At 69.5% G+C, this 20,095-nt stretch carries 19 protein-coding genes; 9 read left to right on the forward strand and 10 right to left on the reverse strand.

Features of this window, described 5'->3' with window-relative positions; genetic code table 11:
* Positions 1-38 precede the first annotated feature (38 nt).
* On the reverse strand, positions 39-782 hold the full coding sequence (locus ACGFJ2_RS13730) for an AMP-binding protein (protein ID WP_357950501.1): 744 nt from the start codon (positions 780-782) through the stop codon (positions 39-41).
* A gap of 100 nt (positions 783-882) precedes the next feature.
* Here ACGFJ2_RS13730 and ACGFJ2_RS13735 point away from each other — a divergent pair, with 100 nt between their 5' ends.
* The 3 genes from ACGFJ2_RS13735 to ACGFJ2_RS13745 all read left to right on the forward strand — a co-directional run bounded on the left by ACGFJ2_RS13735 (position 883) and on the right by ACGFJ2_RS13745 (position 6,027).
* Positions 883-1,464, forward strand: coding sequence for a TetR/AcrR family transcriptional regulator (locus ACGFJ2_RS13735; RefSeq protein ID WP_357950499.1), 582 nt, complete (start codon positions 883-885; stop codon positions 1,462-1,464).
* A 58-nt stretch (positions 1,465-1,522) separates the two neighbouring features.
* Positions 1,523-3,373 carry a translational GTPase TypA gene (gene typA / locus ACGFJ2_RS13740; protein ID WP_393467870.1) on the forward strand — a complete coding sequence of 617 codons (1,851 nt, stop codon included), beginning with the start codon at positions 1,523-1,525 and terminating at the stop codon, positions 3,371-3,373.
* Positions 3,374-3,489: 116 nt separating this feature from the next.
* On the forward strand, positions 3,490-6,027 hold the full coding sequence (locus ACGFJ2_RS13745) for a hypothetical protein (protein WP_393467873.1): 2,538 nt from the start codon (positions 3,490-3,492) through the stop codon (positions 6,025-6,027).
* Here the strand turns inward: ACGFJ2_RS13745 and ACGFJ2_RS13750 are convergent.
* The 6 genes from ACGFJ2_RS13750 to ACGFJ2_RS13775 form a co-directional block, all read right to left on the reverse strand.
* On the reverse strand, positions 5,990-7,483 hold the full coding sequence (locus tag ACGFJ2_RS13750) for a DUF2079 domain-containing protein (protein ID WP_393467876.1): 1,494 nt from the start codon (positions 7,481-7,483) through the stop codon (positions 5,990-5,992). The two genes, ACGFJ2_RS13745 and ACGFJ2_RS13750, sit on opposite strands and share 38 nt — an antisense overlap.
* 20 nt (positions 7,484-7,503) lie before the next feature.
* Positions 7,504-8,154, reverse strand: a complete 651-nt coding sequence (locus tag ACGFJ2_RS13755) for a DUF2461 domain-containing protein (protein WP_357950488.1) — start codon at positions 8,152-8,154, stop codon at positions 7,504-7,506.
* Positions 8,155-8,211: 57 nt separating this feature from the next.
* Entirely contained in the window at positions 8,212-8,955 is a 744-nt protein-coding gene (locus tag ACGFJ2_RS13760) for a polysaccharide deacetylase family protein (protein ID WP_393467879.1), read from the reverse strand.
* Between the two features lie 85 nt (positions 8,956-9,040).
* A complete protein-coding gene (locus ACGFJ2_RS13765; RefSeq protein WP_357950483.1) occupies positions 9,041-9,346 on the reverse strand; it encodes a hypothetical protein in 306 nt (101 codons plus the stop codon).
* Positions 9,347-9,410: 64 nt separating this feature from the next.
* Positions 9,411-9,839 (reverse strand): hypothetical protein, encoded by a 429-nt coding sequence (locus tag ACGFJ2_RS13770; protein ID WP_357950481.1) that lies wholly within the window; start codon positions 9,837-9,839, stop codon positions 9,411-9,413.
* Between the two features lie 173 nt (positions 9,840-10,012).
* Positions 10,013-10,588, reverse strand: coding sequence for an XRE family transcriptional regulator (locus ACGFJ2_RS13775; RefSeq protein WP_357950478.1), 576 nt, complete (start codon positions 10,586-10,588; stop codon positions 10,013-10,015).
* An 89-nt stretch (positions 10,589-10,677) separates the two neighbouring features.
* On the opposite strand from ACGFJ2_RS13775, the gene ACGFJ2_RS13780 reads away from it, so the two are divergent.
* Positions 10,678-11,511, forward strand: a complete 834-nt coding sequence (locus tag ACGFJ2_RS13780) for an EamA family transporter (protein ID WP_393467883.1) — start codon at positions 10,678-10,680, stop codon at positions 11,509-11,511.
* Positions 11,512-11,704: 193 nt separating this feature from the next.
* Positions 11,705-12,649: an anti-sigma factor RsbA family regulatory protein gene (locus ACGFJ2_RS13785; RefSeq protein ID WP_393467886.1), complete on the forward strand. Its 945-nt coding sequence runs from the start codon at positions 11,705-11,707 to the stop codon at positions 12,647-12,649.
* Positions 12,650-12,677: 28 nt separating this feature from the next.
* Here the strand turns inward: ACGFJ2_RS13785 and ACGFJ2_RS13790 are convergent, their stop codons facing one another.
* Entirely contained in the window at positions 12,678-13,262 is a 585-nt protein-coding gene (locus ACGFJ2_RS13790; RefSeq protein WP_225291958.1) for a sigma-70 family RNA polymerase sigma factor, read from the reverse strand.
* Between the two features lie 244 nt (positions 13,263-13,506).
* Between ACGFJ2_RS13790 and ACGFJ2_RS13795 the strand changes: the two genes are divergently transcribed.
* Positions 13,507-14,583, forward strand: a complete 1,077-nt coding sequence (locus ACGFJ2_RS13795; protein WP_393467888.1) for a PLP-dependent cysteine synthase family protein — start codon at positions 13,507-13,509, stop codon at positions 14,581-14,583.
* 137 nt (positions 14,584-14,720) lie between these two features.
* Here ACGFJ2_RS13795 and ACGFJ2_RS13800 read toward each other — a convergent pair whose 3' ends face one another.
* A complete protein-coding gene (locus ACGFJ2_RS13800) occupies positions 14,721-15,686 on the reverse strand; it encodes an ABC transporter substrate-binding protein (protein ID WP_393467891.1) in 966 nt (321 codons plus the stop codon).
* 197 nt (positions 15,687-15,883) lie between these two features.
* Between ACGFJ2_RS13800 and ACGFJ2_RS13805 the strand changes: the two genes are divergently transcribed.
* Genes ACGFJ2_RS13805 through ACGFJ2_RS13815 form a run of 3 tightly spaced genes read left to right on the forward strand, consistent with a single transcriptional unit; the run spans position 15,884 to position 18,776 of the window.
* Complete coding sequence (locus tag ACGFJ2_RS13805; protein ID WP_393467893.1) at positions 15,884-16,918, forward strand: FecCD family ABC transporter permease; 1,035 nt, start codon at positions 15,884-15,886, stop codon at positions 16,916-16,918.
* Positions 16,915-17,997, forward strand: coding sequence for a FecCD family ABC transporter permease (locus ACGFJ2_RS13810; protein ID WP_393467896.1), 1,083 nt, complete (start codon positions 16,915-16,917; stop codon positions 17,995-17,997). The genes ACGFJ2_RS13805 and ACGFJ2_RS13810 overlap by 4 nt, the downstream gene beginning before the upstream one ends.
* Positions 17,994-18,776 (forward strand): ABC transporter ATP-binding protein, encoded by a 783-nt coding sequence (locus ACGFJ2_RS13815; protein WP_357950460.1) that lies wholly within the window; start codon positions 17,994-17,996, stop codon positions 18,774-18,776. Before ACGFJ2_RS13810 ends, ACGFJ2_RS13815 begins: the two co-directional genes overlap by 4 nt.
* Positions 18,777-18,861: 85 nt before the next feature.
* On the opposite strand, the gene ftsY is transcribed toward ACGFJ2_RS13815, so the two are convergent.
* Entirely contained in the window at positions 18,862-20,049 is a 1,188-nt protein-coding gene (ftsY, locus tag ACGFJ2_RS13820; protein ID WP_357950458.1) for a signal recognition particle-docking protein FtsY, read from the reverse strand.
* Positions 20,050-20,095 lie beyond the last annotated feature (46 nt).

The raw sequence follows: 20,095 nt of genomic DNA on the forward strand, positions 1-20,095 counted from the left end.
TCGCGGAAGGATCACACTCTCCCACAGTGTCGCACTTTTCACCGGCTGAGCGAGCTGACGACGGCCCTTTCGTCCACAACGCGCAATGTCGGATCGCCGAGCAGGCGTCTGACCACCTCGTTCGGCGCGATCACCAGGGTGGCCGCATGCACGTGCGCGAGCACGCGGCAGCCGATCAGGCTCGGCTCGTGCGCGATGACCACGTGGGCGCCCGACATCAACGCCAGATCGAGCACCCGCAGCCCCTTGAGCGGATCGCTGACCGCGGCGAGCACGACGTCGTCCTCGTTGACCAGCAGCCGGGACGACAGACTGCGCAGGTCCGACGCCAGCTCGTCGTGGTCGTAGACGTATTCGCCGCCGACGCTCAGCGCGGGGCCGGCCAGCGGCCCGAACTGGACCGAACGCTCACCCAGCAGGTCGCTGAACGGGAGCTCCCCCGGCGTCGGCTCGAAGGTGAAGACCTTCTGAACATCCACCGCGAGCGGGTCGTAGCCGCGCTGGGCGATCATCATGCGGGCGGTCCCGGAGTCTCCGAGCACCGCCACTCCCCCGGACCAGGCGACGGAGTGGACGGCGATGGCGAATCCCACCCCGAGCGGCATGTCGACGATCACGCGGTCGCCGTAGCGCAGACCGTGACGGCGCAGCCCCGCCGCCGCGTGCGTGACCTTCCGCGCGAACGCGTTGTAGGACAGCACCTCGCCGGTTCTGACGTCACTGACCGCGGGCTGGTCGCCCTGTACGGGAGAGGCGCCCAGCACCAGCTCTGTCCAGGTCATGCCGCCAATGTAGGCATCCGGCACCGGCCGGGACATGCGTAGAAATGTGCAACCCGCTATGTACGTCCGGTGCCCGGCGAGCCGCCCATAGTCTTGATCCATGCAGGACGACTCCGGCGAGCCGACCACGGCTGGGCGCATCCTCGACGCGGCCTACGCGCGGATGCTGGAGCACGGCCTGCGCCGCCTGACCGTCGACGACGTCGCCCGGCAGGCGGGCCTGTCGCGGATCACCGTCTACCGGCGCTTCGCCCGCAGGAGCGACCTGATCCAGGGCGTGATGCTGCGCGAGCTCCACCGGTTCCTGCGGGCGTTCGAGCAGGAGGTCGGGCCGCTGCCGACCATGGCCGACCGGGTGACGGAGGGGTTCGCGGTCACGCTGCGCCTGGTGCGGGGGCATCCGCTGCTGAGCAGGCTGCTGGCGACCGAGCCCGACATGATCCTGCCGCACCTTACTGTGCAGGCGGGCCCCTACCTCGCGGCCGCCAGGGCGTATCTCGCCGGCCATCTCAATGCCTCAGACGCCCCGGACGCCGAGGCAGTGGCCGAGATGTTCATCCGCATCGCGCTGTCGTTCGTGCTCACTCCGGACAGTGCGATTCCGCTGGACAGCGACGACGAAGCCCGTGCCTACGCCAGGCGGCATCTCGTCCCGCTCCTGCCATCAGAGGGGATCAACTAGACTTATAAGGCCGCGACTTCGCGTGGCCGACCCCACGATCACAGAGCGAGACGTCATCATGCCTTTGAACAGCCGCGACGACCTGCGGAACATCGCGATCATCGCGCACGTCGACCATGGCAAGACCACGTTGGTCGACGCCATGCTCTGGCAGTCCGGGGCGTTCCGCGCCAACCAGGATGTCGACGACCGCGTCATGGACTCCAACGACCTCGAGCGCGAGAAGGGCATCACCATTCTCGCGAAGAACACCGCCGTGAGTCACGGCGGCATGACCCTCAACATCATCGACACCCCGGGCCACGCCGACTTCGGCGGCGAGGTCGAGCGCGGCCTGTCGATGGTCGACGGCGTCGTGCTGCTGGTCGACGCGTCGGAGGGGCCGCTGCCGCAGACCCGCTTCGTGCTGCGCAAGGCGTTCGGCGCCAAGATGCCGGTCATCCTCTGCATCAACAAGGTCGACCGGCCCGACGCGCGCATCAAGGAGGTCGTGGACGAGGTCTACGAGCTCTTCATGGACCTCGACGCGACCGAGGAGCAGATCGACTTCCCGATCGTCTACGCCTCCGCCAAGGCGGGCCGCGCCTCCCTGAACCGTCCCGAGGACGGCGGCATGCCGGACGCCGAGGACCTGGAGCCGCTCTTCGACATCATCAAGTCGACGATCCCGGCGCCCACCTACGACCCCAGCGCCCCGCTGCAGGCGCACGTCACCAACCTCGACGCCTCCTCCTACCTGGGCCGCATCGCGCTCTGCCGGGTGCACCAGGGTGTGCTGCGCAAGGGCCAGCAGGTGGCCTGGTGCCGTACCGACGGCACGATCCAGCGGGTGAAGATCACCGAGCTGCTCATGACCGAGGCCCTGGAGCGCAAGCCGGCCGAGGAGGCCGGTCCCGGCGACATCATCGCGATCGCCGGCATTCCCGAGATCATGATCGGTGAGACGCTGGCCGACCCCGAGGACCCGCGCCCGCTGCCCCTCATCACGGTCGACGAGCCCGCCATCTCGATGACCATCGGCACCAACACCTCGCCGCTGGTCGGCAAGTCCAAGGGCTCGAAGGTCACCGCCCGCATGGTCAAGGACCGGCTGGAGAAGGAGCTCGTCGGCAACGTGTCGCTGCGCGTGCTCCCCACCGACCGGCCCGACGCCTGGGAGGTGCAGGGCCGCGGCGAGCTGGCGCTGGCCATCCTGGTCGAGCAGATGCGCCGCGAGGGCTACGAGCTGACCGTCGGCAAGCCGCAGGTGGTCACCAAGACCATCGACGGCAAGGTGCACGAGCCGGTCGAGCGCCTCACGGTCGACTGCCCGGAGGAATACCTGGGCGCGATCACGCAGCTGCTCGCCGTCCGCAAGGGCCGCATGGAGCACATGACCAACCACGGCACCGGCTGGATCCGGATGGAGTTCGTGGTGCCGGCGCGTGGCCTGATCGGCTTCCGCACCGAGTTCCTCACCGAGACGCGCGGCACCGGCCTGGTGCACCATGTCTTCGACTCCTACGAGCCGTGGTTCGGCGAGCTGCGCACCCGCAACAACGGCTCCCTGGTGGCCGACCGCTCCGGTCCCGTGACCGCCTTCGCCATGCTCAACCTCCAGGAGCGCGGCACGCTGTTCGTGTCGCCGACCACCGAGGTCTACGAGGGCATGATCATCGGCGAGAACTCCCGGTCCGACGACATGGACGTCAACATCACCAAGGAGAAGAAGCTCACCAACATGCGCTCCTCCACCAGCGAGGAGACCGAGAAGGTGATCCCGCCGCGCAACCTGTCGCTGGAGCAGGCGCTGGAGTTCATCCGCGAGGACGAGTGCGTGGAGATCACCCCTGACCACGTGCGCATCCGCAAGGTGGTCCTCGACGCCTCCACGCGTGGCCGCTCCGCGGCTCGCGCCAAGCGCGCCTGATTCAGGCACTCACCGACCACACCTGACTTCTTCCTGACATTCGGTAGAAGTCAGGTGTGACCACACCGTGACCGGAGTGGCGAGAACAACTCCCTCCGTGAGTGAATCATCCACTTGTGGGGAAGCTCCGGATGTTCATCGCGTTCGGGCTCGCGATGGTCTCGGCGGGAGCGATCGTCTGGTGCACGGTGGCGGCCAGGCCCGTGCCGCTGTCCACGCGGTCCGCGGGTCCCACTGTGCCCGAACCATGGGAGCTGGAGGACCGGGGCGACCCGCAGGTGAAGCTCGCCCGGCAGGCGACGACCGAGGTCGTGGTGACCAGGGCCCTCCCGGGTGACCTGAGCGCTGTGCCCCAGGGGCGGCTCGACGAGCGGCAGCGCCAGGTGAAGGTGACCATCACGCACCGGCTGCGCATGAACCGGGCCGACCCCCTGGTCGAGACGCTGCGGCAGGGCGGCAGCTTCCCCGGCGGCATCCAGCAATTCACCGACGACGGGTTCGGGGCCATCAAGGTGGGTGGCGACTGGCTGGCCCCGACCACACGGCCGGCACCGATCCTCACCACAACCGGCGGGCTGACCACGGCCGAGTTCCGGGTGACGTTGCTGCGGCAGTTCGAGCCCAGCGATCTGATGACGCTCGACTTCACCGCCCCCAGCGCCAAGCCGCTCATCGTGAGCCAGCGGACGATCAGCCTGCTGCCGGGCGACTGGACCGTGCTGCAGGCCCAAGGGCTCGATCCCGAGCGGGAGGAGTCGGAGCGTCTGCAATTCACCGTCGGGTCGTACCTGGTGAAGGTGACGCTGGCCCAGGACTCCTACGGGTTCCCGGACGCGGAGGAGACCGACGACTTCTCGTGGACGGCCGGGCTCGGCGTGCTCACCGCGATCGCGCTGGCCGCCTTCCTGGCCCGCTCGCTCGGCCTGGCCTGGTGGAACCGGCAGCCCAACCGCGAACTCCTCCTGGGGATCGCCCTGATCACGCCCCTGGTGCTGCTCCCGCTCCTGGCGCCGGACTGGCGGCCCGTGGCGTACGTGGCCCTGTTCCTCGCGCTGCCGGCGCTCACGGCGCGGCACGCGAGCCGGGTCCTTCCGACCAGCCCGCCGTGGACCACCCGCGACATGCTCGTGGTCACCGGGCTCGCCTGCCTCGTCGGCATCGGCATGCTGTCCTGGTCCTGGCTGCACGAGCAGTTGCCCGCCCAGACGCTGCTGATCGGCTCCGTGGTCGCGGCCGTGACGGCCGCCGCGGCGGCGGTGGTGTTCAGCGTGGACCTGGGGGTCCGCGTGGTGATCGTACGACTGGCGGTGCTGGCGGCCGAGGCGGCGATCGGCCTGCTGGCGCTCGCCCTGTGGGGCCGGGCGCTGCTGACCGGGGTGTACCCGCCGGACAGCATCCGGCTGGTGCTGGCCCTCGGCTGGGCGGTGATCCCGGTCGCCGCCATCGCCGTGGCCACCAAGATGTGGACCCGCACCGCGGTCGTGGGCGCCGTGCTGGTGAGCCTGCTGGTGCAGGGCTGGCCGACCGAATGGCTGGACAGCGGGTCGTGGAACCTGCCCTTCGACGGCACGGACATGTCGAACATACCGAAGATCGGCATCCTGCCGCTCGACCCGCTCGTACGCGGAGTGCTCGGGTTACTGCTGCTGGCGTTCGCGCTGCTGGTGCTCCGGCTCCGGCGGCTCGGCGGCTCGCTGGCCGCGCTCGACCACCCGGCGACGCACCCCACGGTGATCGCCTGCCTGATGGTGCTCTACCTCACCCCTCGGGGCAGCACCACGCTCACCGACGCCAACGTGGCGCTGCCGCAGCTGACGATCACCTCGATCGCCGCCTGGGTGACGGCCCGCTGGCTCCTCGTACGCCCCCACCCGGCCGTCGTCGAGCCCGCCACCGCCGAGGAACACCGGCAGCTGGTCAGGGCCGCCCTGCACAAGCGGCTCCTGCTCATCTCCGAGCAGGAGCTCTATCGCATCGGCCGGGGCAAGCTGGGCGCCGGCGAGCTGACGATGACCGAGTTCGACACGCGGCGCCACGAACTGGAGGCCGCGCTGGAGGAGCACGGGCGGCACCCCGAGACGGCCCTGGCGACCGCCGCCGGCTGCACGCCCTGGCACAACGGCGTGTACGCGTTCGTGATCAGCCTGCTGCTGAGCCTGCCCTTCGTGCTCGTGTTCGGCTGGCCGACGGGGGCCGACCTGAGCAGCTTCGTGTTCGACTCCCGGTACCTGCTGACGCTGCCCGCCTTCGGCTTCGTGTTCGGCTACTTCTACCCGCGCGTCCGGGGCACCCAGCCGATGACCAAGGCGCTCCACCTGATGGCGGCTGCGTTGGTCACGGAGCTGTCGGCGTACCTGCCCACGCTGTTCGAGCCGGACATCGGGATGGCGGTCAAGGTGCAGGTGGTGGCCATCGTGGTGGGCGAGGTGGCGCTGGTCTGCATCGGGCTCGGACTGTACTGGGAGTGGCGCGTCATGCATCTGGCCGGGGAGCCGTGGGCGCGGGTGCGCAACATACGCAGCGTACGCAGCCTGGCCACGCCGCTGCTGGCCGTCGTCATCGCGGCGGGCACCACGGCGGCGACGTCGGCGGCGGGCCAGACCGTGGACCGCATCCTCAAAGGGGACCAGGTGTCGTCGTCGTCCGGGCCGTAGCCGCCAGGACCACGTAGCCGTCCCGGGAGAACCGGACCTCGTAGCCGCTGCCGACCAGGAGCCGTACTCGCTCCCGCTGCTCGGCCACGTTCACGAACGGGAAGGTCTTGCGCCCCACGTCGGCCACGACCCACGGCGCCCCGCGTTGAGTGCGGTCCCACAGCAGCACCCTGCTCCGCCCCGACAGGGCCGGCGCCAGGTTGTTGGCCACCTCCACGAGCACCCCGTCGGGCACCACGGCGACGGCGGCGGCCGCGGCCCGCTCGCGGGCGTCGTGCCGGTAGGAGTCGGGGTCGGCGAGCCCGGCCAGGGAGAAGAACGGCACGGAGACCAGCGCGAACCCGACCACCCCCAGAGCCCAGACCCGCGTCACCCGGTCCCCGATGGGCGCGTGGCGGGCGCGTAGGCGCCGGACGCCGTCCACTCCGGCCGCGAAGACCACCACCACGACGAAGGCGTTGTAGTGGTAGCCGGCCACCCACCAGTTGGGGAACGAGCTGGCCAGCATCCGCTCGGCCAGCAGCGGCACCGCCATGATCAGCAGCGGCGACAGCGGCGCCGTCAGCAGCGTGATGCCGAGCAGCAGGGCCAGCGTGACGAGCTTGACCGGTGGGCTGCCGAGCTGGGCGAGCACCGCGAGCGGATCGGTCAGGGCGGTGTGCGCGACGCCTCGCATGTCCGGCCCCAGCGCGCCGTACGCCCAGTAGTAGTCGGCCCGCCCCCCGAACAGCGGGATGAGCACCTGCGACGCCAGCCACGTGTAGGCCGCCCCGCCGGCCACGAACGCGCCGCCCAGGACCCGCCAGCCGCGCTGGGTGAGCAGGACCAGCCCGAACCCGGCGACCAGCAGCCCCATGTCCTCCTTGACGCACAGCAGCGCCAGGGCGGCCGTCACCACGCCGACCCGTTTGCCGGCCTGATGGCGTTCGAGCAGCACGGCGGTGAGCAGCGGCGCGAACGCCGCCTCGTGGAAGTCGAACGCGACGGTCTCCACCACGGGCCACGAGAGCGTGTAGGCCACGGCGACGAGATGCGCGGCGCCCGGCCCCAGCGCCCGCCGCGTGAACACCCACAGCGGGACCACCGCCGCGGCCAGCAGCACCGCCTGGGCGACCAGCAGCGTCACCGGGCCGTCGAACAGCCAGTAGAGCGGGGCCACGAGGGCGAGGATGGGCGACCAGTGATCGCCGAGGGTGGAGAAGTCCGGGCCGAAGCCGTTGTGGACGCCCTTGACGATGGCTATGGGCAGGCGGAACTGGGAGTAGGAGCGTACGGCCTGGTCGAAGATCACCAGGTCGTAGGCGCCGGCCTTGAAGTTCGCCAGTTTGGTGAGGGAAAGGGTGGTGTAGAGGGCGGCCGCCGTGGCGGTGATCGCCGCCAGCGTGACGCGATCGCGGCGCGTCCGATCCCCCGTCTCGGCGATGACCGACGCCGCGTCGTCCCCGCGCACCGTCACGCTCGGTTGACCTCCCATGGTCAGCGGCGCGGCAACTCGCTGGCGCGTACGTGGGCGCACATCCAGTCCACCAGCGGCCCGAAGGCACGCCAGGTGGCGCGGACCCGGTCGAGGACCTCGGCGGTGTGGACCCACGGCTCGGGCTCCCACCGGCGGCCCGCGTGCAGGGACCTGTGGCGCAGCAGGTCGAGGCGGGGATGGTCCTCCGCGATGCCACGGGGACGGGTCTTGAGCCGGTCGCCGCCGATGACGTAGCCCTCGGCCCGCAAGGCCGTCACCATGTCGGCCAGCGGCTTGCCCGTCAGGTCCTCGTCGACCGCGGCGCGGTAGCGGGCCACCTGGTCGGACGCCTGGGTGTAGCAGCCGCCCGCCGTGAACAGTCCGTCGGCGCCGATCTGGACGTAGAACCCGATGCCGGGCGTGAGGTCGACGAAGGCGCCCTGATGGGTCTTGTACGGTGACTTGTCCTTGGCGAAGCGGACATCACGGTAGGGGCGGAACAGCTGGGCCTGGCCGAACTCCGCCGCCAGCTCCTCGGTGAGGGCGAGCATCGGCGCACGCACCGCGTCCTCGTAGAAGTGCTTGTGCCGGGTGAAATATGTCTTGCTGTTGTCCGCCTCAAGGCCCTCGTAGAACACGAACGCCTCGTCGGGGAAACCGGTGAAACCCATGTGGTCAAGAGTGCCACGGCCGGCCGACGGTTTGACGCGCCACATGGCCGTACGGGCTCATCGGGCTTTGTACATTCGGGCCGTGTACGCCCGGGCCGCGTACATCCGGCCCGGCGCCGGCGTCCTGCCGTACAGCTCCGAGATCGTCACCGGCACGCAGCCCTTCTTCGCCAGCAGGTCGAGCAGGGTAGGGACCGCCTGGATGGTGCTGCGGTGGATGTCGTGCATCAGCACGATCGACCCCACTGCCGCTTTGCCCGCGCGCCTGGCCACGAGGGCGGGCACCCGGTCCTGCCAGTCCAGGGTGTCGACGCTCCACAGGACCTGCGCCAGCCCCAGGCGCCGCGCCTCGGCGGCCACCCGGCGGTTCGTCGCCCCATACGGCGGGCGCATCACCCGCATCCGGACCCCGGTCACGTGCTCCACCAGGTCGTTCGTGTGCTTCAGCTGGAAGCGCAGACCTCGGTCCGTCAAGCCGGTGAGCGGTGGATGGTTCCACGTGTGGTTGCCGAGCTCGTGCCCCTCGGCCACGATGCGGCGTACGAGCTGGGCGCCCCCGTGCGCGGCGACCATCTGCCCCACGACGAAGAAGGTGGCCCTGACCTTCCGGGCGCTCAGCAGGTCCAGCAGCCTTGCGGTGTAGTCGCCGGGCCCGTCGTCGAAGGTGAGCGCGACGCACTTCATGCGCCTGCAGTTGATCCTGCGGGCCGCCGGCCAGCCGGGCTGCATGGCTTCGAGCCGCCTGGCCAGCTTCTTCGGGTCGATGGGCGCCTGTGGGCGGGTCAGCTGGGGTTGGATCATCGGCCGGGTCCCGCATCCCGCCACGAAGACGAGCAATGCCAGAGATACCGCCCAGCCCCGCATGCCGCCCCCCTGAGAGCGGGGTTTACGGATATTCCTGTACCGGGTTACCCCGCAGCTCCTTGGCCAGGTCCTCCCACCAGAGTGGGATATCGGCCTGCAGTTCGGTGTATCGACGCGCCACTCGTATGGCACATCCAACCGGATCCGTACCCAAATGCCGACGTTTCACGGGCCCTTCCTGCCAGCGGTAAAACCCGTCTCGGTAATGCACGACCAGGCCGATCCACACCGATAGGGTGGCGTCGTCGCCCACCTCGTAGGCGCTGGTGACACCGAGACCGTGCAGCTCCGCGTGGAGCTTCTCCGTCGCCGTGCGCCCTTCGGTCACGCGCCACCCCCAGCTGACGTTACGTCGCACACACCGGGATGTACCCACCATCCGGCATCAGCCGTCAAGGACATGCTGTATCGCGGATGCCCTGAAGGTCCTCCAAGGCGACGCCACGGCCGGTGCGTTCGGCTTCACGCACCACAAACTTCGAGATTTGGTGGTTGAGGTCGGTCATCATCCGGTGCTCACGCCCGGACAGACGGCGCGGCACCCGCCGCGCCGCAGAAGTCCCCTTCTTCTGCATGCGGCAGCGTTGCCGGTGCCGCCGCTCCCGCAGCGTGCGGACGTGGCCGTTGCCGGCGACCGGCAGCGTGTCCACGGCTTTGAGGTCTTCCGGCCGGCCAGTGTAGGGCACGGTGACGCGGCCGGTGGGGGTCCACAGCGACACCGCCGCCGCCGGCGCCTCAGCCTGGACCGGGGTAGGCGTGAGCCGCAACCGCACGACCATGGGCAGGCCGTGGCGTTTGGTGGCGGAGTGGCGGATCGCCATCGCGCACCTCCTGTCACAGCGCCATCACCCACCGCACATATTACCTAACGTCACCGAGCCTTTCCATGCCGTTTTCGAAAGAAGGGTGGCGCTTCCTCCCGGCCCTGGAGGACCGGGTTTCCGCGTCACCATTCAGATGAAACTCCAGAAGGTGATCCAGAGGTTGTTCGACGTTATTGGTCAGGCGCCTCTCTGGGCTCGGCGACCACCATCACCAGCCGGAGCTCCTCGGATCCCTGGTTGGCGTAGCGATGGGGTCTGTCGGCGGTGAAGAGCACGGCGGAGTCGGCCTTGATCACGTGGCTCCTGCCGTACACCGTGAGTGTCAGCTCGCCTTCCAGGACCGTCAGCATCTCGCGGGTGCCCGGCGGGTGGGCGTCGCCGTCGTGGTGCCGGCCGGGCGGCAGCCGCCAGTCCCACAGCTCGAGGATCATCGGCGTATCGGCCCCGACCAGTAGCTTCGCCTGCACCTCGCCCTGGTCGAACGTGACCACGTCGGCCTTCTCGACGATCCGCACCACCGGCACGTCGGAGACCTCCACCAGCCTGGCCACGGTCACGCCCAGCGCGGAGGCGATCCGGGTGAGCGTGGAGACGCTGGGGTTCGTCCGGGCCTGCTCGACCTGGACCAGCATGCCTCTGCTCACTCCCGATCTGGCGGCCAGCGCGTCGAGGGTGAGCCCGCGGTGCGCGCGCTGAGCGCGCACGTTGTTGGCGATGGCCTGCGTGATCGTCTCCGGATCCTCCATGCAGTGCAGTGTAGTGAAGGCGATTTGCACTGTGTTGTACTCTAATGAGTTGTACTAGCAGTACACTCTGATGAACTGGACGGTGGAGCATGCTCACGGTGATCCTCGCGACGGCCAGCGCGGTGGTCTACGGCACGGCCGACTTCTTCGGCGGCCTGGCCACCCGCCGATCGCGGGTGTTCTCGGTCGTGGCGCTCTCGCAGCTCTCCGGCCTGGCCGTGATCCTCGTCCTGCTGCCGCTGCTTCCGGGCGTGTTCAGCGACGCGGCGCTGCTCTGGGGGCTGGGCGCGGGCGTGGCGGGCGCCGCCGGGCTGGTGCTCTTCTACCGGGCGCTCGCCGTCGGCGTCATGTCGGTGGTGGCGCCCACGACCGCGGTCACGTCTGCGGCACTCCCTGTCATGTACGGCCTGGCGACCGGCGAGCGCCCCGAGCCCGTGGCGCTGGTCGGGGTGGTGCTGGCCCTCGGCTCCGTACTCCTGGTCAGCCAGGATCGCTCCGCCGCCAAGAGCGGCTCGATCGGCTCGGTGCTCATCGCACTGTCCGCGGGCGCCGGGTTCGGCGGCTTCTTCATCCTGCTCGCCCTGGCTCCCGCCGACGGCGGGCTGTGGCCCCTGGTGGGGGCCAGACTGTCCTCGGTGGCGCTGGTGGTGGCCCTCGCGGTGGCGACGCGGCGCACGCTGAAGCCGAGCGGCCGGTCGCTGCACATCATCCTCTTGGCGGGCGTGCTCGACATGCTGGCCAACGTCCTGTACCTGGAGGCCAAGCAGCAGGGCCTGCTGAGCCTGGTGGCGGTGCTGGTGTCCCTCTATCCGGCGAGCACGCTACTGCTGGCCAGGCGGGTGCTGGGCGAGCGGCTGCACGCGATCCAGGTGGCGGGCGTCGCGTGCGCGCTCGGCGCGGTGGCGCTCATCGCGGTCGCCTGACGCGGCTGCGCTTCGCCCGGGGTCTCCGCGGCCGCTTGGCACGGCTCGCGTGAGGTCTCTCCAGTCGCTTGGTGCGAGGTCGTGTGAGGTCTCTGCGCGACAGTTGCGGTCGCTTGGCGCGTCAATTCGGCCGTCCGGCGCGGTGCTGACCGCAGCCGTTGCGCAGATTGCAAGCGCTTGCTACGTTTCGGCCGTGCGCCCTGATCGGGCTCGTCCAGACCACGAGTCGTTCAAGCACGTTGCGGTGTCGTACGACTCGAATGCCGCCTTCCTGAGGCTGACCGTGCCGCGCGTGCGCGCGGCCCTCGCCCACGACAGGCGGGTCATCGTGGCGACCTCGGCGGACAAGCTCCGGCTGCTCGACGAGGCGCTGGGCGACGAAGCCCGGCAGATCGACCGCAGAGACTCCCGCACCTGGTACATCCACCCGCCCCGGACCCTGGCCGCCTACCACGAGTACACCCGGGGGCGGCGCACGCTCGTCATCGGCGAGATTCCCTGGCCCGAGCGTGGCGAGCGCGAGACCCGCGAGTGGATCCGGTACGAATCGGTGCTGAACGCCGCCCTGGAGGACGCCAAAGCGGTCGCGCTGTGCCTCTACAACCCGCGAACCACCCCGGCGGCGGTGCTGGAGTATCAACCGGCGATCCATCCCCTGCTGCTGGACGCCACCGGCGAGACGGTCAGCACGGGCTTCGTCCGGCCGCACGAGCTCGTACTGAACGGCGACCTGGAGCCGCTGCCCGCGCCGAGCGGGCGGGTGGCGACGGTCAGTTTCACCGCGCGGGAGATCAAGGGGCTCAGGCACACGGTACGCGACTACGCCAGCGCCGCGGGGATGGACGTGAACCTCATCGGCTCCCTGGTCCTCAGCGTCTCCGAGATCGCCGCGAACAGCGTCGAGCACGGCGCCGGCCACGGCATGATCAAGATGTGGGTGAGCGGAGGGGAGATGATCTGCGAGATCGCCGACCCGGGCGGCGCGCTCGATGACCCTTTACCGGGCTATATACCACCTGAGCCCGAATCCCCTAGAGGATACGGGCTCTGGATCAGCCGACAGCTCTGCGACTACGTCGACCTACGCGCCGAGAACGGAACACTCCGCGTACGGCTCCATATGGGGTTGGACGGCTAGACGGCACCTGGGTATAGGGGTTGGGCTGCTATGCGGCGCTCTGGGCCGGCACGCGCAGGGCGCCCTCTTCGCGGGCGTAGCCCTCCAGCATGCCGCGCAGCTGGCGGCGGCCCCGGTGCAGCCGGGACATGACCGTGCCGATCGGCGTGCCCATGCGCTCGGCGATCTCCTTGTAGGCGAACCCCTCGACGTCGGCCAGGTAGACGGCGACGCGGAAGTCCTCCGGCAGGGAGCGCAGCGCGTTCATCACGACGTTGTCGGGCAGCCGTTCGATCGCCTCGGTCTCGGCCGACTTCAGGCCGGTGGAGCTGTGCGACTCGGCGGCGTGCAGCTGCCAGTCCTCGATCTCCTCGGCGGCGGCCAGCTTGGGCGAGCGCTGCTTCTTGCGGTAGTCGTTGATGAAGTTGTTGGTGAGGATCCGGTGCAGCCAGGCCTTCAGGTTGGTGCCCTCACGGAACTGGTGGTACGAGGTATACGCCTTGGCCACGGTCTCCTGGACCAGGTCCTCTGCGTCGGCGGAGTTGCGGGTCAGGCGCATGGCGGAGGCGAACAGCTGCGACGTCACGGGCACGACGTCGCGCTCGAACCAGTCTTGTCGCTGTTCATCGGTCATGGTGATCAAATCATTCCCCCTTGCGCTATCCCCCATCTCGGCCAAGCCGCTGGCCTCGGTACCAGTTTCGCAATCGGCACGTAAGGGCCGCGTTAACGGTTCCGCCAGGTCAGAGAGGTTAAAGGTCCACCTGCTCGCGGCGTGCGTCATCACGTCCACGGCGGGACCAGTCTCATTAGCATAACACTATACCCCCAATTTCGCACTTAATGTGGTCAGAGTCACATGGGATAGCGTATAGACCATGGATTTCGTGGATCGGCATGACATGGAGACGCGACTGTGGGTGACGGAGGCGATTCGTAAGGTCGAAGCCGACGCCAACCGGAGCTGTGATACGCACCTCCACGTCTTCCCGCTTCCCTCGCACTGGGGCATAAACCTCTACTTGAAAGACGAGTCAGTCCACCCCACTGGTTCACTCAAACACCGACTTGCTCGATCTCTCTTCCTGTACGGCCTGGCCAACGGCTGGATCGGGCCGGCCACCACGGTCGTGGAGGCGTCGAGCGGCTCGACGGCGGTCAGCGAGGCATATTTCGCCCGGCTCCTCGGTCTGGCCTTCATCGCGGTGATGCCCGCGTCCACGTCACCGGAGAAGATCGCGCTGATCGAGTTCTACGGCGGCAAGTGTCACCTGGTCGACGACCCCGGCACCATCTATGACGAGTCCTACCGCCTGGCGGCCGAGACGAACGGCCACTTCATGGACCAGTTCACCTACGCCGAGCGGGCCACGGACTGGCGGGGCAACAACAACATCGCCGAGTCGATCTACTCGCAGATGTCCATGGAGCCCCACCCGGAGCCCACCTGGATCGTGGTGGGCGCGGGCACCGGCGGCACCTCCTCGACGATCGGCCGCTACATCCGCTACCGCCGCCATCCCACGCGTCTCGCGGTGGCCGACCCGGAGGGCTCCGCCTTCTATCCGAGCTGGGTGTCGGGCGACACGTCCGTCACCGCGCGGGGCTCCCGCATCGAGGGCATCGGCCGGCCGAGGGTGGAGCCCTCGTTCCAGCCGATGGTCATCGACCGCATGATCACCGTTCCGGACGCCCGCTCGATCGCCGCGATGCACTGGGTCCACGAGGTGACGGGCCGCGACGTGGGCGGCTCCACCGGCACGAACATGGCCGCCTGCGTGGACCTGATCCGCGAGATGCGCCAGTCCGGCGCCCAGGGCAGCATCGTCACCCTGATCTGCGACGGGGGCGAGCGCTACCGGGGCACCTACTGCGACCAGGACTGGCTCACCGCCCAGGGCCTGGACCTCACACCCCACCTGGCAGACCTGCGTACGTTCCTGTCCGCGGGCTGACCTGGTCACGGCCGACCAGAAAGCGGCTCCGGCCGGATCGGCTCAGGAAGCGGTTCCGGCCGGATCGACTCAGGAAGAGGCGCCGGCCGGATCGGCCCCGGAAGTGGTTCTGGCCGGCTAGGACGGGTTCTGGCGGGCTAGGACGTGGTTCTGGCGGGATCGACGGCGAAGAGCTTCGCCACGTCGTCGAGGATCGCATGGGCGCCCTGGATGCCGACCGCGCTCATCCAGGTCAGGTCACTGACCTCGTGCTTCTCACCCTTGAGCTTCCCCCACAGCGGGTTGCCCACGAACTTCTCCTTGGGCCCCTCAGACGACGGATCCGGATATGTCGCGACAAACAGGTGATCCGCGTCCAGGTCCCCGATGCGCTCCTGGCTCACGTCCACCACGATCGCGTCCTGCTTGGTGGGCTGGCCCTCCGGGCGCGGGAAGCCGACGTCCTTCATCACGACACCCGAGTAGGAGTTCTCGACGTACAGCCGCGTCGTCGGCTCACCGGCGAACCTGACGATGGAGATGGTGGGCAGCTTCCCGTCCTTCTCCTTGATCGCAGTGCCGATCTTCGTGGCGCGCTCCTCGTACGACTTGATCGTCGTATCGGCGAGCTGCTCCTGACCCAGGGCCTGCCCCATGAGCCGAATGTTGTCCTTCCAGATGGCACCGGTGGTCTCGCTGAAGACAGTCGGGGCGATCTTGGACAGCTTGTCGTAGAGGGCCTCATGGCGGACCTTGGCCGAGACGATCAGGTCGGGCTTGAGCGCGATGATCTTCTCCAGGCTGGGCTGCTCCAGGGTGCCGACCGGGGTGGCCTCCTTGCCGTACTCGGCGGCGACGGAGCCCAGGTAATCGGGTAGTTTCGTGTCGATGGACCGGTATGTGGTGTAGCCGACCACCGGCGTCCGCAGTGTCAGCACCGCGTCGACGAAGCTCTGGTCCAGGGCCACCACCCGCTTGGGCTGCGCCGGGATCTTGGTCTCACCCATCGCGTGCTTGACGGTACGGAACGGCTCCGCCGGCTTCTGCGCAGCCGGAGTCGAAGAACCACAGGCGGCGAGCACCGCCACGAATACGACCCCCACCAGAGCGCGCAACGGTCTCATCTGATCCCTTCCCAGCAAATGTTAGGTAACCCTAATTAAGGTTAGCCCTGCCTAACCTGGCATACTTCACCAAGGTCAGGCAAACAGGAGAGGGAGCGTCGGGAGCGAAGCGACCAGAGCGACGGAGGAAGACGACGGCATCGGACGACCGAGCCCGCCGCACGGAGTGCGGCAAATTGGCAGGAAAGGAAACCAGCGTGACCGTTACGGCTGTGACGCCGCGGCCGCACGGCGTTCAGCATCGGCGGCTCACGGTTCTCCTGGCTCTGCTCGGGGCCGTCGTGATCGGCGTGGTGCTGAGCATCACGATCGGCGCCAAGTCCGTACCGCCGGCCGACGCCTGGCACGCGCTCACCGCCCCGACCGGCACCGAGAACGACATCGTCATCCGCTCGCTACGCGTCCCCAGGACCGTGCTCGGCGTACTGGCCGGGTTAGCGTTGGGCGTCGCGGGCGCGCTCATGCAGGGCCACACCCGCAACCCGCTCGCCGACCCAGGGTTGCTCGGCGTGACGCAGGGGGCGGCGTTCGCGATGGTCGCCTCGATCATCCTGCTGGGCGCCTCCAGCCTGCTCGCCTACGTCTGGTTCGGCCTGGCCGGCGCGCTGATCGCCAGCGTCGGCGTCTTCGCGCTCGGCATGGTCGGCGGGCGCGGCGGCCCGACGCCGGTCACGCTCGCCCTGGCGGGCACCGCCGTGAGCGCCTTCCTGTACGCGCTGACCTCGGCCATCGTGCTCCTGGACGAGCAGGCGATGGACGTGTTCAGGTTCTGGCAGGCCGGCTCCATCGCCGCCCGGGGCTCCGAGGTGGTCTGGCAGGTGCTGCCGTTCATCCTGGCCGGCCTGGTGCTGGCGATGGTCAACGCCCCGGGGCTGAACGCGCTGGCCCTGGGTGAGGACGTTGCCCGCGGCCTCGGCCAGAACATCGCCCTCACCCGCACCGTCGGTGTCGCCGCCGTCACCCTCCTCACCGGCGCCTCGGTGGCCGCCTGCGGGTCGCTGGCGTTCGTCGGGCTGATCGTGCCGCACCTGGTCCGCCCGCTGTCCGGCACCGACCATCGGTGGTTGCTGCCGTACTCCGGGCTGGTCGGCGCCGCGCTGCTGCTGCTCGCGGACGTGATCGGCCGCGTGGTCGCCCCGCCGGGCGAGCTGGAGGTCGGTGTGGTGCTCGCGCTGCTCGGCGCCCCCTTCTTCGTCGTCCTGGTCCGCCGCAGAAAGCCGGTGCGGCTGTGACGACGACCCCGCTCAGGAAGACCGGTTGGGCCGTGATGACGACGATCCCGCTGCGGGTGGCGGGCCTGTCCTGGCGGGTACGGCCGCGCGCCGTCGCCCTCACGCTGGGCGGCCTGGCGCTCCTCGGCCTGCTCATGGCCCTGAACATGCGCATCGGCGACATCCCGATGAGCCTGTCCCAGGTGCTGGGCGGCACGTTCGACGTCAACAGCGCCGAACACTTCGTGATCATGGAGCTTCGCCTGCCGCGCGCCCTGACCGGCGCCCTGGTGGGCGCGGCGCTGGCGCTGTCCGGCGCGATCATCCAGTCCATCGCGCGCAACCCGCTGGCCAGCCCCGAGATCCTCGGTGTCACCACCGGCGCCTCCGTCACGGTCGTGGCCGGGGTGGTGGCCAGCGGCAGCGCGTACGGCGGGGTCAGCGGGCTGCTCTCGACCCTCGGCATCCCCCTGCTGGCCCTGGTGGGCGGCCTGGCGGGAGCCGTGATCGTGTACGCGCTGGCCTGGCGGCGCGGGCTCGACGGCTACCGGCTGGTCCTGGTCGGCATCGGCGTGGCCGCGGTGTTCACCAACGTCAAGTACTGGCTGCTGACCGTCGGCGACGTCAACGACACCGGCCGGGCCATGGTCTGGATCAGCGGCTCGCTCAATGGCCGGGGTTGGGAGCACGTGCTGCCCGTGGCGCTCGCGCTGGCCGTACTCGTGCCGCTGACGCTGCTCGGCACCCGCTCGCTCGACGCGCTGCGCTTCGGCGACGACACGGTCACCGCACTCGGCCTGCGCATGAACCCGGCGCGCGCGCTGATGATCCTCGCCGCGGTGCTCCTAGCCGCCGTCGCCACGGCCTCGGCGGGCCCGATCGCGTTCGTCGCGCTGGCCGCGCCGCAGGTCGCGCTCCGGCTGACCCGCTACGGCCAGCCGCCGCTGTTGTCGTCGGCGGTGGTCGGCGCCGTGCTGACCGCCGCGGCCGACCTGATCGCGCGTACCGTCTTCTCCCCGATCGAACTGCCCGTCGGCGTCGTGACCGCGGTCCTCGGCGCCCCGTACCTGATCCACTTGATCTGGAAGGCGCGCAAATGAGGCTCCAGGCCGTCGACGTCAAGCTCGGGTACGGCGATCGCACCATCGTCGATGGGCTCGACCTCGGCATCGAGGCGGGCACGGTCACCACGATCATCGGCCCCAACGGCTGCGGCAAATCCACCCTGCTGCGCGCGCTCGGCCGGCTGCTCCGGCCGCAGGGCGGCGAGGTGCTGCTCGACGGCAAGCGCATCGACCGGACCCCCACCCGCGAGGTGGCCAAGATCCTCGGCGTACTGCCGCAGGCGCCCACCGCGCCGGAAGGGCTGACGGTCGCCGACCTGGTCGCCAGGGGCAGGCACCCGCACCAGACCTGGTACCGGCAGTGGTCGTCGGACGACGAGTCGGCCGTGGACGAGGCGCTGGCCATGACCGGCCTGGCGGACCTCGCCGAACGCCCCCTGGACGAACTCTCAGGCGGGCAACGTCAGCGGGCCTGGATCTCCATGGCGCTGGCTCAGGGCACCGACCTGCTGCTGCTCGACGAACCGACCACGTTCCTGGACCTGGCGCACCAGGTGGAGGTCCTGGAGCTGGTACGGCACCTGCACGGGGCGGCGGGCCGGACCATCGTCATGGTCCTGCACGACCTCAACCTGGCGGCCCGCTACACCGACCGGCTGGTGGCCATGCGGGAGGGCCGCGTGGTGGCCGCGGGCGACCCGCATGAGGTGCTGACGGAGGACCTGCTGCGGGAGGTGTTCGAACTGGACGCCAAGATCATCGCCGACCCGGTGGCAGGCACGCCACTCGTCATCCCCATCGGCACACACCGCTGAGGGCACTCACGCCTGAACCCCCTGGCGGCACGCCTCCCTGACGGCCGGTCGGCACGCAACCCGCCGCACATCCTCATATCCCGATTTACTTGGAATTGTCGTCGCCGAGAATGGCGTCCACGAACACCTCGGGATCAAAAGGCGCCAGGTCGTCGGGACCCTCGCCGAGCCCCGCCAGCTTGACCGGAACCCCCAGCTCCCGCTGGACCGAGATGACGATGCCGCCCTTGGCCGTGCCATCGAGCTTGGTCAGCGCGATGCCGGTGATGTTGACGACCTCGGCGAACACCTGAGCCTGCCGCATCCCGTTCTGGCCGGTGGTGGCATCGAGGACGAGGAGCACCTCGTCGACCGTGGCCTTCTTCTCGATGACCCGCTTGACCTTGCCCAGCTCGTCCATGAGGCCGGTCTTGGTGTGCAGGCGGCCGGCGGTGTCGATGATGACGACGTCGGCCTTCTCCTCGATGCCCTTGGCCGTAGCGTCGAAGGCGACAGAGGCGGGATCGCCGCCCTCCGGCCCGCGTACGACATCGGCGCCGACCCGATCTCCCCAGGTCTGGAGCTGGTCGGTGGCGGCGGCCCGGAACGTGTCCGCCGCGCCGAGCACGACCTTCTTGCCGTCGCCGATCAGCGCGCGAGCCAGCTTGCCCGTGGTGGTGGTCTTGCCGGTGCCGTTGACGCCGACGACCAGCACGACGGCGGGCCGCTCGCCGTGCTTCTGGACGTGCAGCGTACGGTCCAGATCGGGGTTGATCTGGGCGAGCAGCTGCTCCCGGAGCAGCTTGCGCACCTCCTCGGGGGTGCGGCTGCCGAGCACCTTGACCTTCGTCCGCAGCTCCTCGACCATGGCGCGCGTCGGCGCCACGCCGACGTCGGCGGTGATCAGGCTCTCCTCGATCTCGTCCCAGACCTCGTCGTCGAGGCGGTCGCGGGACAACAGCTCCAGCAGGCCGCGCCCGAGCGTGCTCTGCGAGCGGGCCAGCCGGGAGCGCAGCCGCACCATCCGGCCGGCGGACGGCGGCGGCACCTCGATCTCGGGCGTGACGACAGCGGGTTGCGCGGGCGGCGGGAGCGTGGTGGTCGCCCCTCCCCCCTCACCCTCCTCCGCGCTGGGCGCCGGACGCTGCTCGGGGAGCGTGGGCGCCTGGGGCATCTGGGGCGGTTCGACCGGCGGCGCGCCCTTGCCACCGGGCCTGAAGAGCAGGAAAAGGCCGCCGGCCGCCAGCAGGGCGACGACGACCACGATCACGATGACGCCGAGGTAACCATCCACAACAGGTCAGTTTTCCAGATGGACCGGCATGCTGATGACCCGCGCC

This window comes from Nonomuraea sp. NPDC049028, from assembly GCF_043197735.1.
Classification (GTDB): domain Bacteria; phylum Actinomycetota; class Actinomycetes; order Streptosporangiales; family Streptosporangiaceae; genus Nonomuraea.

What these genes read in the sequence shown, in the direction of transcription:
- ACGFJ2_RS13735 (WP_357950499.1), top strand. Translation starts at nt 883, where the DNA reads ATGCAGGACGACTCCGGCGAGCCGACCACGGCTGGGCGCATCCTCGAC.
- ACGFJ2_RS13730 (WP_357950501.1), bottom strand. Translation starts at nt 782, where the DNA reads ATGACCTGGACAGAGCTGGTGCTGGGCGCCTCTCCCGTACAGGGCGAC.
- ACGFJ2_RS13795 (WP_393467888.1), top strand. Translation starts at nt 13,507, where the DNA reads ATGGATTTCGTGGATCGGCATGACATGGAGACGCGACTGTGGGTGACG.
- typA (WP_393467870.1), top strand. Translation starts at nt 1,523, where the DNA reads ATGCCTTTGAACAGCCGCGACGACCTGCGGAACATCGCGATCATCGCG.
- ACGFJ2_RS13770 (WP_357950481.1), bottom strand. Translation starts at nt 9,839, where the DNA reads ATGGCGATCCGCCACTCCGCCACCAAACGCCACGGCCTGCCCATGGTC.
- ACGFJ2_RS13780 (WP_393467883.1), top strand. Translation starts at nt 10,678, where the DNA reads ATGCTCACGGTGATCCTCGCGACGGCCAGCGCGGTGGTCTACGGCACG.
- ACGFJ2_RS13815 (WP_357950460.1), top strand. Translation starts at nt 17,994, where the DNA reads ATGAGGCTCCAGGCCGTCGACGTCAAGCTCGGGTACGGCGATCGCACC.
- ACGFJ2_RS13755 (WP_357950488.1), bottom strand. Translation starts at nt 8,154, where the DNA reads ATGGGTTTCACCGGTTTCCCCGACGAGGCGTTCGTGTTCTACGAGGGC.
- ACGFJ2_RS13800 (WP_393467891.1), bottom strand. Translation starts at nt 15,686, where the DNA reads ATGAGACCGTTGCGCGCTCTGGTGGGGGTCGTATTCGTGGCGGTGCTC.
- ACGFJ2_RS13775 (WP_357950478.1), bottom strand. Translation starts at nt 10,588, where the DNA reads ATGGAGGATCCGGAGACGATCACGCAGGCCATCGCCAACAACGTGCGC.
- ACGFJ2_RS13790 (WP_225291958.1), bottom strand. Translation starts at nt 13,262, where the DNA reads ATGACCGATGAACAGCGACAAGACTGGTTCGAGCGCGACGTCGTGCCC.
- ACGFJ2_RS13760 (WP_393467879.1), bottom strand. Translation starts at nt 8,955, where the DNA reads ATGATCCAACCCCAGCTGACCCGCCCACAGGCGCCCATCGACCCGAAG.